Genomic DNA, 12,717 nt, shown 5'->3' on the forward strand with positions numbered 1-12,717 from the left:
CGGTGGCGCCGGGGGGCGGCGCCCCCCCCCCCCGCCCGGGGGGGGGGGGGGGGCACCCCCCCCCCGCGGGGCTCCCCACCGGCCCTTCGGATGTGGCCGGGTCCTAGTACCACCCGACCGGACGGCTCACTCCGCGGGTTCCTTGGACTTCGGAGTGGTCTGGTCCCAGGGCGCCTCCCCCTCGGGGGTGTCCTTGGCGATGTCGTCCACCGCCGAGGAGACCCACTGGGACTTGTAGGTGAAGTCGGTCTCGTTGCCGTGCTCGTCCGTCTGGCGGTACCACTCGGTGATGGCCGGGTCGTGGGAGTCGAACGCCTCGCCCGCCGCACGGTGGCCCTCGGCGTGCTCCACCTGCAGGGCGAAGTTGTCGCCGTGCTCGGCGAGACCCGTGCTCACCGCCTTCTCCACCGCGGACAGTGCGAAGCGGGTGCGCAGCGTGGCGGGGTCGCTCCGGAGGTCGCGGTAGAGGGCGACCATCATGACGGCCACGACCACGGCGAACGGCAGCGCGGAGACGATCACGAGGTTCTGCATGCCGGCCAGGGCGTCGTCGCCGCCCACCAGGAGCATCACGATCGCGATGCCCGCGAGGCACACGCCCCAGAAGATCACGATCCACTTGCTGGGGTCCGGGCGCCCGCGCTGGGTCATGGTGCCCATGACCACGGAGGCGGAGTCGGCGCTGGTCACGAAGAAGATGCCGATGACCGCCATGGCCAGCACGGAGGTCGCACCGGTGAGCGGCAGCTGGTCGAAGAGCCCGAACAGCATGGACTCCGAGCCGTTGGCCACCGAGAGGTCGGCGCCGTTCTTCGCGAAGAACATGGCCGAGCCGCCGAAGACGATGAACCACAGCACGCACACGGACGCCGGGACCACGAGCACCACGGTCACGAACTGGCGGATGGTGCGCCCGCGGGAGATCTTGGCGATGAACATGCCCACGAAGGGGGACCAGGACAGCCACCAGGCCCAGTAGTACACGGTCCAGGTGTTCGAGAACTCGGCGCTCTCGGGCCCCCAGGCGGCGGACTGCCCGGTCATGAAGAGGTACTCGGCCAGGTACGTGGAGAACGTGGAGGGGATGAGCGTGAGCAGGAAGACCGTGGGGCCCACGAAGAACACGAACAGCGCCAGCACGAACGCCAGCGTGAGGTTGATGTTGGAGAGGTAGCGGATGCCCCGGGAGACGCCCGAGACCGCGGAGATGATGAAGCACACGGACAGCGCCGCGATGATGACGATCAGCGTGTTGTTGCCGAGCTCGCCGATCCCGCCCACGATCGAGATGCCGGAGCCGATCTGCAGCGCGCCCATGCCCAGGGAGGCCGCCGTGCCGAAGAGGGTGGCGAAGATGGCGAAGACGTCGATGAGCTTGCCCAGGGGTCCGTCCACGCGCTTGTGGCCCAGCAGGGCCGTGAACACGCGGGAGATCAGCGGCGCGCGGCCGCGGCGGTAGGCGCCGTAGGCCACGGAGACACCCACCACGGCGTAGATGGCCCAGGGGTTCAGGGCCCAGTGGAACGCGGACTGCACCAGGGCGTAGACCACCATGGAGTCCTTGCCGGCCTCCGCCACGTGGGAGAAGCCGGGGATTCCGCCCTCGAAGTAGGTCATGGGCTCGAACGCCCCGTAGAACATCAGGCCGATTCCCATGCCTGCGGCGAAGAGCATGGCGAGCCAGGAGAAGAAGGAGTACTCGGGCTCCTCGTCGTCACGGCCGAGCTTGATCCGGCCCGTGCGGGTGAAGCCGATGACCAGCATGAAGAACACGGCGGCGGTGGAGAGCAGGATGAAGAACCAGCCGGTGTTCGCGGTCACCCAGGCCAGAGCGGTGGAGGAGACGGTGGACAGGCTGTCCGTGCCCAGCACACCCCACCCGATGAAGGCCACGATCAGCAGGGCGGTGATGACGAACACGGCCTTGTCTGTGCCGAAGCGGACCTTGCGGTCCTCCACGCCCACACCCGGGACCAGAGCCGGGTGGATGCCGTGCGGGTAGGTGAGTTCGTCGATGATCTTGCGGGACCGACTCCGAGAGGTGGAGCCGGGGGCCGGCTCCGCCGTGGCGGGCGGTTCGTCCTGTGGTGCTTGCTCGGGGGAATGGGGTGGCGTGCTCAAGACAGTTCTCCTGACTGCAGCGGGGGAGTGAAGGATCTCGTCGTGCTGTGGCGCATCTCCCATGGACGTGGTGGTCTGCCGACGCCAGGCTCAACCCGGAGGTTTCGCCGTGGGCGTACAAAGTTCCGATTGTAACGAGGATCCGGCGGGCACCCAACTCGCCGGTAGTTTCCAGGCGGGTCGCCAGAACGCCCAGGCCACTGGGTTGAGTGATAAACACTCAATTTCGTTTGACAACGAGTGCTCAACGTGTAAACTTGAGTCTGAAAAGCTCAAGTCTGAGGTTCCGCCGCCGGAAGCCCCCCGGGGGGTCCGCGCGGAACAGCAGCACCAACGAAAGGATCGAATATGTCTCGCGCAGTGGGAATCGACCTCGGCACCACCAACTCCGTGGTGGCCGTTCTGGAGGGCGGCGAGCCCGTCGTCATCGCGAACGCCGAGGGCAATCGCACCACCCCGTCCGTCGTGGCCTTCTCCAAGGACGGCGAAACCCTCGTGGGTGACGTCGCCAAGCGTCAGGCCGTGACCAACGTGGACCGCACGGTGGCCTCCGTGAAGCGCCACATGGGCACCGACTGGACCACCGAGATCGACGGGAAGAAGTACACCCCGCAGGAGATCTCCGCCCGCACGCTCATGAAGCTGAAGGCGGACGCGGAGGCCTACCTGGGCGACAAGGTCACGGACGCCGTGATCACCGTCCCCGCCTACTTCAACGACGCCGAGCGCCAGGCCACCAAGGAGGCCGGCGAGGTGGCGGGCATGAACGTGCTCCGCATCGTCAACGAGCCCACCGCCGCGGCTCTGGCCTACGGCCTGGAGAAGGGCAAGGAGGACGAGCTCATCCTGGTCTTCGACCTCGGTGGCGGCACGTTCGACGTCTCCCTCCTGGAGGTTGGCAAGGACGAGGACGACTTCTCCACCATTCAGGTCCGCGCCACCGCCGGTGACAACCGCCTGGGTGGCGACGACTGGGACCAGCGGATCGTGGACTGGCTGCTGCAGCAGGTGAAGTCCAAGACCGGTGCTGACCTGTCCAAGGACAAGATCGCCCTGCAGCGTCTGAAGGAGGCGGCCGAGCAGGCCAAGAAGGAGCTCTCCTCCGCGACCTCCACGACCATCTCCCTGCAGTACCTCTCCGTGACCCCCGAGGGCCCGGTGCACCTGGACGAGAAGCTGTCCCGCGCCAAGTTCGAGGACCTCACCAAGGACCTGCTGGCCCGTACCGAGAAGCCCTTCAAGGACGTCATCGCCGAGGCGGGGATCAAGGTCTCCGACATCAACCACGTGGTGCTCGTGGGTGGTTCCACCCGCATGCCCGCCGTGGTCGAGAAGGTCACGCAGCTGGCCGGCAAGGCCCCGAACAAGGGCGTGAACCCGGACGAGGTCGTGGCCGTGGGTGCCGCCATCCAGGCCGGTGTCCTCAAGGGCGACCGCAAGGACGTGCTGCTGATCGACGTGACCCCGCTGTCGCTGGGCATCGAGACCAAGGGCGGCGTGATGACCAAGCTCATCGAGCGCAACACGGCCATCCCCACCAAGCGCTCCGAGACCTTCACCACCGCCGAGGACAACCAGCCCTCCGTGTCCATCCAGGTCTTCCAGGGTGAGCGCGAGTTCACCCGGGACAACAAGAACCTGGGCACGTTCGAGCTGACCGGCATCGCGCCGGCTCCCCGCGGCATGCCGCAGATCGAGGTCACCTTCGACATCGACGCGAACGGCATCGTGCACGTGTCCGCCAAGGACAAGGGCACGGGCAAGGAGCAGTCGATGACCATCACGGGCGGCACCTCGCTGTCCAAGGACGACATCGACCGCATGGTCAAGGACGCCGAGGCCAACGCGGACGCGGACAAGCAGCGCCGGGAGGCGGCTGACCGCCGCAACAACGCCGAGCAGACCGCGTACTCCGTGGAGAAGCTGATCAAGGACGACGAGGGCGCCATCCCCGAGGACGTCAAGTCCGAGGTCCAGGCCGACGTCGACGCCGTGAAGTCCGCCCTTGAGGGCGACGACGACGACGCCGTCAAGGCCGCCTTCGAGAAGCTGCAGACCTCGCAGACCAAGATCGGCGAGGCCCTGTACGCCCAGTCCCAGACCGAGGGTGCCGCCGGTGCCCAGGCGGGTGCTGCCGGTGCCGAGGGCGCCCAGGCCGCGGGCGACGACGACATCGTGGACGCCGAGGTCGTGGACGACGACAACGACGGGAAGAAGTGAGCATGAGCGACTCCGAGAACACCAAGGGCCACGGCGAGTCCGTGCCGGAGGACCCGGAACACTCTGCTCCCGAGTCGCAGGAGCAGGAGGGGCTGACCGTGGATGACATCCTGGACACCCCCCAGTCCCCGGACGCCGAGACCGCTGACGCGGCGTCGTCCCAGGACGACGCCGCCCCGGCGGGAGCCGGTGCCGCGCAGAGGCTCGCGGACGAGCGTCTCGAGGACCTGCGCCGGCTCCAGGCGGAGTTCGTGAACTTCAAGAACCGCACGGCGCGGGAGAAGGACCAGCTGCGGGACTTCGTCTCCGGCGAGCTGATCGCCGCGCTGCTGCCGGTTCTGGACGACGTGGACGCCGCTCGCAAGGCGGGCGACCTCACGGAGGGGCCGTTCGCGGCGATCGCCACCAAGCTCGAGGACGCACTGGGCAAGAAGGGCCTCACCCGCATCGGTGAGGTGGGGGAGAGCTTCGACCCCAACATCCACGAGGCCGTGCTGCAGCAGCCCACCGACGAGGTGGCGCCGGACCACGTGTCCATGGTGCTGCGCTCCGGCTTCAGGGTGGGCAACCGGGTGGTTCGCGCGGCCCAGGTGGCCGTCGCGGCCCAGCCGTAGGACAGAACAACACCTCGGGGCGGGTCCACATGACGGGGCCCGCCCCGAGTCGCACCGAAGTGGAAACACGAGAAAGGAGGCGTCATGGCCAGTCAGGACTGGATCGACAAGGATTTCTACAGCGTCCTGGGCGTCTCCAAGGACGCATCCCAAGCGGACGTCAAGAAGGCGTACCGCAAGCTGGCCCGCAAGTACCACCCGGACCAGAACCCCGGGGATGCGGCTGCGGAGAAGAGGTTCAAGGACATCACCGAGGCCAACTCGGTGCTGTCCGACCCCGAGGAGCGCGAGCAGTACGACGCCATCCGGGCCATGGGGTCCGGGGCGCGGTTCACCGCCGGCGGTCCCGGGGCGGCGGGCAGCGCAGGGGGTGGAGGTTTCGAGGACATCTTCGGTGACCTCTTCGGCGGTGGTGGCAGCGGCGGAGGCCGCAGGCGCTACACCACCTCCAGCGGCGGAGGGGGAGGCTTCGAGGACCTCTTCGCACAGTTCGGCGGCGGCCAGGGCGGAGGCCGCTTCGGCGGGGGTGGCGGGTTCGGCGGCCAGCCCGGTGGGGGTGGTTTCGGTGGGTACCAGGCGCCCCCCACCAAGGGCGAGGACATCCACACCACCACCACGATCCCGCTGCGCTCCGCCTACAACGGCACCACGGTGAAGCTGCGCCGGGGCAACGGGCAGACCACCACCGTGCGCGTGCCCAAGGGCGTGAAGGACGGCCAGCGCCTGAAGATCGCCGGCAAGGGCCACACCGGTCCCGGCGGAAACGGGGACCTGCTCGTGACCGTCAAGGTCAAGGACCACCCGTTCTTCACCCGGGAGGGCAACGACGTGCACGTGACGGTTCCCGTCACCGCCGCCGAGGCCGGGCTGGGTGCCACGGTGGAGGTGCCCACGCTGGACGAGGGCCACGTGAACGTGAAGGTCCCCGCCGGAACCTCCTCCGGGCGTCGGATGCGCGTGAAGGGCAAGGGCTTCACGTCCGGGTCCACCACGGGCAACATGATCGTCACCGTGCAGGTCCAGCTGCCCGCTGATCTCGACGCCACGGCCAAGGACGCGCTGCGCGAGTTCGCGAAGGCCACCGAGGGCTTCGAGCCCCGTGCGTCCCTCGCTGAGGAGGCGGCGAGCTGAGATGCCACTGGACTTCACCCAGCCGGTCTTCGTGATCTCGGTGGCGGCCGAGCTCGCCGACATGCACCCGCAGACGCTGCGCCAGTACGACCGCATGGGCCTGGTGACCCCCTCCCGGGCCTCCGGGCGCGCGCGGCGCTACTCGCAGCTGGACGTGCAGAAGCTCCGCCAGATCCAGGAGCTCTCCCAGGAGGGTGTCTCCCTGGAGGGCATCAAGCGCATCCTGCAGCTGGAGAACCAGGTGCAGGCGCTGCAGTCGCGGGTCACGGAGCTGTCCGAGGAGCTGGAGGAGGAGCGGCGTGCCCGCCACGAGCGGGATGCCATCTTCACCGCCGGTTCCGAGGGGGACGTGGTGCGCATCGCCCGTGGCACCCATCGGGCGCACAAGGTCTCCCAGGCGCTGATGCTGTACCGCCCTGCCACACCGCGGGCGGCGGAGGAGAGCACCGGGGACACGCCCCCCACCTCCGCCCGCCGCGGGCGGGGTGACCGCGCGGCCAGCTGAGGATCGCCCCGGCCGTCCGCCCAGCCGCCTGAGGACCGCGCCGGGCGGGCCGTTCCGCGGACCCGGCCGGGCGGCGTCGGGCCCCGCGCCGGTGGGAGGCACGGTCCTGAGCGTCCTGCCCGAGTGACCCGCACGAGCCCCGCACCGATGCCAGCGGTGCGGGGCTCGTCCACGTTTCCCTGCTAGTCCCGGGGGTCGGTGGCCGAGGAGCCGGGTGGCGCCGTGAACTCCCCCGTCCCGTAGTCGTAGCCCACGGGGTTGCCGTCCTCGTCTGTGCGCCGGTACCAGTCGGTGACCTCGGGGGCGGCGGAGTCGAAGTCCGCGCCCGCGGCCCACCGCTGCTCGGGGGCACGCTCCACGCTGAACGTGAAGTCGTCCCCGTACTCGTCGATGCCGTGGCGAACGGACTTGTCCACCGCCCACCGGGAGTACTGCTCCCGGATCACCATGGGGTCCCGCCGCAGGTCCTTGTGGAACGCCACGGTCATGGCGAACATGATCAGCGTGAACGGCAGGGCGGTGACGGTCACCAGGTTCTTCAGGCCCGTGAGGGCGTCCTCCCCGCCGATCAGCAGCATCACCACGGCGATCCCGGCCATCGACAGTCCCCACAGCACGGTCACGCGTCGCCTGGGCGCGGGGTTGCCGCGCTGGGACATCTGGGAGGCCACCACCGAGGCGGAGTCCGCGGTGGTGATGAAGAACACCGCCAGCATGACCACCACGATCCCGGCCATCACGCCCGCGCCGGGCAGCCCGTCCAGGACCCGGAAGAAGATCTCCTCCGGGGCGGGCAGGCTGCCGGGCGTGTTGTCCGGGGCGATCGCCCGGGACTCCAGCTGCTGGTGGATCGCCGTTCCGCCCACCACGGTGAACGCCAGCACCACGATGGTGGAGGGGATGAACAGGACCCCCAGGACGAACTGGCGGATGGTGCGGCCCCGGGAGATCTTGGCCACGAAGATCCCCACGAACGGCGCCCAGGACACCCACCAGGCCCAGTAGAACGTGGTCCAGGAGGAGAGGAACTGCTGCATCTCGGGGCCGTCGGACATGGACGCGGAGAGCATCTCGGGCAGCTGCCCCAGGTAGGTGACGATCACCGAGGGCACGTAGTTGAGCAGGAACGCGGTGGGTCCCAGCACGAAGAAGAACAGGGCCACCCCCACGGCCAGGACCATGTTGATGTTGGAGAGCCACCGGATTCCCCGGGACACCCCGGAGACGGCCGAGGCGATGAACGCCGCGGTGAGGACCGAGATGATGATCAGCGCCCCGGCGTTGCCGGTGGCCCCGAGCCCGGTGAAGATCTGCACGCCGCGCCCGATCTGCAGGGCACCGATCCCCAGGGCGGCCGCGGTGCCGAAGAGGGTGGCCACGATGGCCATGATGTCGATGGCGCGCCCGGCCCAGGTGTCCGTGGCGCGGTTGCGGAAGAACGGGGCGAACACGGAGCTCATCAGCGGCACCCTGCCGCGCCGGTAGGAGGTGTAGGCCACGGCCACGCCCACGAGCCCGTAGATGGCCCAGGCGTTGAGTCCCCAGTGCAGGGCGGCCTGGGCGGAGGCCTTCTTCATGGCGTCCACCGTCCCGGGGTCCGCGGAGCCGGGGCGGGGGGACAGGAAGTAGGTCATGGGCTCGAACGGGCCGAAGAAGATGATCCCGATCCCGATCCCCGCCGCGAAGAGCATGGCCGCCCAGGAGGCGGTGGAGTACTCGGGACGGTCCCCGTCCAGGCCCAGGGGGATGCGCCCGTAGCGCGAGAACGCGAGGTAGAGCAGGTACACCAGCAGCCCGATGGCCAGGACGTTGAACGCCCACCCCATGTTGAGCATCGTCCAGTTCAGGGCGGCGGTGGAGGCCGCGGTGAGGGATCCGGTGTCCAGCAGGCCCCAGACGATGAACACCGCGGTCAGGCCGCCCGCGACCCCCACCACGATCCGGTCCACCCCGTAGCGGACCTTCTGGTCCTCCACGGACACGCCCGGGACCACGGCGGGGTGGATGTTGTGGGGGTAGCTGATCTCGGAGAGGAAGCTCCTGGCCTCGTGGGCTCCCGTGTGCGAGGGCGCCGGGCGGGAACCCCGGGACCTCTCCTCCGGGAGGGGAACGCCCGGCTCCCGGTCGGTGGCGCGGGGTGATTCGGACACGGACGGCTCCTGGGGGTGGGGGATCGGCGTGCCCCCCACCCTATGCGCTGCGCTCAGCGACGCCGGTAGGTCAGGTCCCGGGGCACCCGCCCCGCCTCGGTGGCCTTGCGCTCGAAGCTCGTGAGGATCCGGCCGTCCCAGCGCGGCGCCCACCCGGTGTCGGGGTGCTCGTCGTCGGCCACCGGGCCGGGGTGGACGTTCTCGAACTCGGCGGCCGCGGCGTCGAGCACCTCGCGCATCACCACGGCGTACTCCTGCCAGTCGGTGGCCAGCCGCCACAGTCCTCCCGGCTCCAGCACCCGTGCGGCGAGCTCGGCGAACGCCGGGGAGACCAGGCGCCGCTTGTGGTGGCGGGTCTTGTGCCACGGGTCCGGGAAGAACACCCACAGCTCGTGGACGGATGCCGCCTCCAGCATGTGCTCCAGGACCTCGGGGGCGTTGGCCTGTGCCACGCGCACGTTGGTCACCCCGGCGTGCGCGGCCTTCATGAGCAGGTCCGCCACGCCGGGCTTGTAGACCTCCACGGCCAGGTGGTCCAGCTCGGGGTGCGCGGCCGCGTGCGCCACGATCGCCTCACCAAGCCCGGAGCCGATCTCCACCACGAGGGGCGCCGTGCGGCCGAACACGGCCTCGCGGTCCAGCCGGTAGGAGGGGTCCACGGACGTGTCGGTCCGCACGCGCGGGATGTCCAGGACCCAGTCCCCGGCGTGCTCGTCCCAGGCCTTCTGGCGCTTGGGGGAGAGCCGGTCCCCGCGCCGCACGAACGAGTACGGCTGGCGGGGGAACGCCACGCCCTCGGGGGCGCCGTCCTCGGTTGCGCCGGTGCCGGAGCCCCCTGTGCCCGGTGTTGAGGTGCCGGGTGCCGGGGAGCCGGGCAGGGCGGCGTCGTGGTGGCCCCGGGAGGGCTGTGCGGGGGACTGTGGGGTGTGCTCGCTGGATTCCATCGTGGTTCATCCTAAGGCGGTCGACCGGGGGAGGGCGCGGCGGTCCGGCCCTAGGATGGGAGCCCGCCCATCCGCCGCCCCCGCATGAGCAGGAGACGCCGCATGTCCCAGGACGCCGCCATGCCCGAGCCCGTCCGCAGCCGGCTGGGGCTGAGTCCGCGCCGCGACCGGGTGGTGCTCGTGGGGTCGCTGGGCGTGCTCTCCGCCGTGAGCCCCATGGCCACGGACATGTACCTGGCGTCCATGCCGGAGATGGCCCAGTTCTTCGCCGCGCCCGCGAGCGTGGTCCAGCTGACGCTCACGGCCTACATGGTGGGGATGGCCCTCGGGCAGTTCGTGCTGGGGCCCCTCTCCGACGTCCTGGGCCGCCACCGGCTGATGGTCGCGGGAAACCTGCTGTTCCTGCTGTGCTCGGTGGGGATCATCGTGTCCCCGGACGTGCACCTGGTGCTGGTGCTGCGCTTCCTGCAGGGCGTCGCGGGAGCCGCGGGCGTGGTGATCGCGCGCGCCGTGGTCTCGGACATCGCCCGAGGCCACCGCGCGGCCCAGCTGTACTCGGTGCTCTCACTCATCACGTCCCTCGCGCCCGTGGTGGCCCCGCTCGCCGGCGGCGTGATCGCGTCCGTGGCGGACTGGCGCACCGCCTTCGCGGTCCTCGCGGTCTTCGGCGCCGTGATGCTCGCGTGCTCGGTGCTCGTGATCCCGGAGACCCTCCCGCGCGAGGCGCGCTCCACGGGTGGTCCGGGGCGGATCCTGCGCAACGCGGCCGCGGTGCTCGCCGACCGCACCTTCAGCCTCTACGCCGCCGGCTTCGCGTTCGCGTTCGGCGCCCTGTTCTCCTACATCTCCGCGGCCTCGTTCGTCCTCCAGAACGTCCTGGGCTTCAGCGCACTGGGCTACTCCGTGGTCTTCGCGCTCAACGCGTGCGGGTCCATCGTCACAGGCGTGGTGAACACCAAGCTCGTGGCCACGCGCTCGCCGCGGTCGCTGCTGCTGGCCGGGGTCGTGGGGCTCGCGGTGTGCTCCGCCCTGAACCTGGTGCTCGCACTGCTGGGTGTGGTGGGCACCGTGACGCTCGTGCTCGTCTTCCTGGCCCAGTCCTGCATGGGCTTCGTGCTGGGCAACGCCGTGGCCCTGGCCCAGCGCCGCGCGCAGGACGCCCACCTCTCCGGCACGGGCTCCGCCGTGGTGGGCACGGGCCAGTTCGTCATGGCCGGGCTGGTCACCCCGCTCACCGGTCTCGGAGGGGAGTCCACCGCCGTGCCCATGCTCGTGTGCATGGCGGCGTGCTCGGCGGTCTCCGTGGTGCTGGTCCTGGCGGCCCGCCGCCGGGCGCACGCCTAGCGGACGACGCCGCCGCGCCCCCTTCCGCGGGCGGGTGAACCGCTCGTGCACCGCCCGGCTGCGGACCATCGGGCCACGGCCTGGGGTGACGCTGTCCCCGCCGCCGGCCGCCCTCTGGAAGCCGGGGCCTTTCCGTGTGTGTCCCACGCCACGTTCCAGGTGCCCCGAGGTGTAATCTCTGGGTTCATGACAAACAGCTCCACGGCGGTCTCCCCGCCCCAGTCCCACGACGCCCCGCAGCGTGGGCTCAGCAACCGGCACATCCAGCTCATCGCGATCGGCGGGGCCATCGGCACCGGACTGTTCATGGGCTCCGGGCGGACCATCTCCCTGGCCGGGCCCGCCGTGATCTTCGTGTACATGCTCATCGGCTTCTTCCTGTACTTCGTGATGCGGGCCATGGGCGAGCTGCTGCTGTCCAACCTGCACTACAAGACCTTCGCGGACTTCGCCGCGGACCTCATCGGCCCGTGGGCCGGGTTCTTCGTGGGTTGGTCCTACTGGTTCTGCTGGATCGTCACCGCCGTGGCGGAGCTCGTGGCCATCACCGGCTACCTCCAGTTCTGGTGGCCCAACATCCCGCTGTGGCTGCCCACCCTGCTGGTGGTCGCCATCGTGTTCGTGCTCAACGCCGCGAGCGTGAAGAACTTCGGCGAGATGGAGTTCTGGTTCGCCCTCATCAAGGTGGTCGCCATCCTGGCGCTGATCGTGGTGGGCGTGGTCATGGTCCTCACCCACTTCAGCTCCCCGGACGGCCACGTGGCCCAGGTGTCCAACCTCTGGAACGACGGCGGCTGGTTCCCCAACGGGGTCTCCGGCATGGTCGCGGGCTTCCAGATCGCCGTGTTCGCGTTCGTGGGCGTGGAGCTCGTGGGAACCACCGCGGCCGAGGCCAGGGACCCGCGCGTCACCCTGCCGCGCGCCATCAACTCCGTGCCCGTCCGCATCCTGATCTTCTACGTGGGCGCGCTGCTCGCCATCCTGGTGGTCACCCCGTGGCGCTCGATCGACCCGGACTCCTCCCCGTTCGTGGCCATGTTCTCCCTGGCCGGGCTCGCCGGAGCCGCCTCCGTGGTGAACTTCGTGGTGCTCACCTCGGCCACCTCCTCCGCGAACTCCGGTGTCTTCTCCACGTCCCGGATGCTGTTCGGGCTCTCCGCCAAGGGTTCCGCGCCCCGCCTCTTCAAGGGTCTGAACTCCGCCGGCGTGCCGCTGCGGGCACTGCTGCTCACGGCGGTGATCCTGGTGCTGACCATCCCGGTGCTCTACGCGGGGGACTCCATCATGGACGCCTTCACGCTGATCACCTCGGTGGCGTCGCTGCTGTTCATCTTCGTGTGGACCATGATCCTGATCTCGTACATGCGCTACCGCAAGAAGTTCCCGCAGCGCCATGCCGAGTCCGCGTACAAGATGCCCGGCGGCGTGGTCATGTGCTGGGTGGTCCTGGCGTTCTTCGCGTTCCTCGTGTGGGCCCTGTCCACGGATCCTGACACGGCCACCAGCCTCATCGCGTTCCCCGTCTGGATCATCGCCCTGTGCGTTGCGTGGTTCTTCGTGCGCCGCCGCGAGTCCCACCACGAGGCCTTCGAGCAGTTCAAGCGTGACATGGATGCTCCCCAGGAGATCCACCACACCGAGGGCTAGACCCCGGCACGCGCCAGGGCGCCGCGGGACGGCGACCCTAA

At 69.8% G+C, this 12,717-nt stretch carries 9 protein-coding genes; 6 read left to right on the forward strand and 3 right to left on the reverse strand.

The window, feature by feature from the left end; all coding sequences use genetic code 11:
* Positions 1-126: 126 nt before the first annotated feature.
* Positions 127-2,121: a BCCT family transporter gene (locus Q4A22_RS01660; protein ID WP_303176781.1), complete on the reverse strand. Its 1,995-nt coding sequence runs from the start codon at positions 2,119-2,121 to the stop codon at positions 127-129.
* 348 nt (positions 2,122-2,469) lie between these two features.
* Between Q4A22_RS01660 and dnaK the strand changes: the two genes are divergently transcribed.
* The 4 genes from dnaK to Q4A22_RS01680 all read left to right on the forward strand — a co-directional run bounded on the left by dnaK (position 2,470) and on the right by Q4A22_RS01680 (position 6,591).
* Positions 2,470-4,341, forward strand: a complete 1,872-nt coding sequence (dnaK, locus tag Q4A22_RS01665; protein ID WP_303176782.1) for a molecular chaperone DnaK — start codon at positions 2,470-2,472, stop codon at positions 4,339-4,341.
* A complete protein-coding gene (locus Q4A22_RS01670) occupies positions 4,338-4,955 on the forward strand; it encodes a nucleotide exchange factor GrpE (RefSeq protein ID WP_303176783.1) in 618 nt (205 codons plus the stop codon). The genes dnaK and Q4A22_RS01670 overlap by 4 nt, the downstream gene beginning before the upstream one ends.
* Before the next feature lie 84 nt (positions 4,956-5,039).
* Positions 5,040-6,086 carry a DnaJ C-terminal domain-containing protein gene (locus Q4A22_RS01675; RefSeq protein WP_303176784.1) on the forward strand — a complete coding sequence of 349 codons (1,047 nt, stop codon included), beginning with the start codon at positions 5,040-5,042 and terminating at the stop codon, positions 6,084-6,086.
* A 1-nt stretch (position 6,087) separates the two neighbouring features.
* Positions 6,088-6,591 carry a heat shock protein transcriptional repressor HspR gene (locus Q4A22_RS01680; protein ID WP_303176785.1) on the forward strand — a complete coding sequence of 168 codons (504 nt, stop codon included), beginning with the start codon at positions 6,088-6,090 and terminating at the stop codon, positions 6,589-6,591.
* Positions 6,592-6,773: 182 nt separating this feature from the next.
* Here Q4A22_RS01680 and Q4A22_RS01685 read toward each other — a convergent pair whose 3' ends face one another.
* Complete coding sequence (locus tag Q4A22_RS01685) at positions 6,774-8,585, reverse strand: BCCT family transporter (protein ID WP_303176964.1); 1,812 nt, start codon at positions 8,583-8,585, stop codon at positions 6,774-6,776.
* A 209-nt stretch (positions 8,586-8,794) separates the two neighbouring features.
* Positions 8,795-9,685 carry a tRNA (guanosine(46)-N7)-methyltransferase TrmB gene (gene trmB / locus Q4A22_RS01690; protein ID WP_303176786.1) on the reverse strand — a complete coding sequence of 297 codons (891 nt, stop codon included), beginning with the start codon at positions 9,683-9,685 and terminating at the stop codon, positions 8,795-8,797.
* A 102-nt stretch (positions 9,686-9,787) separates the two neighbouring features.
* Here trmB and Q4A22_RS01695 point away from each other — a divergent pair, with 102 nt between their 5' ends.
* Both Q4A22_RS01695 and Q4A22_RS01700 read left to right on the forward strand, forming a co-directional pair.
* Positions 9,788-11,029 (forward strand): multidrug effflux MFS transporter, encoded by a 1,242-nt coding sequence (locus Q4A22_RS01695; RefSeq protein WP_303176787.1) that lies wholly within the window; start codon positions 9,788-9,790, stop codon positions 11,027-11,029.
* Between the two features lie 186 nt (positions 11,030-11,215).
* Entirely contained in the window at positions 11,216-12,676 is a 1,461-nt protein-coding gene (locus tag Q4A22_RS01700; protein ID WP_303176788.1) for an amino acid permease, read from the forward strand.
* The last annotated feature ends 41 nt before the right edge of the window (positions 12,677-12,717 follow it).

Source organism: Kocuria sp., from assembly GCF_030530945.1.
Taxonomy (GTDB): Bacteria; Actinomycetota; Actinomycetes; order Actinomycetales; family Micrococcaceae; genus Kocuria.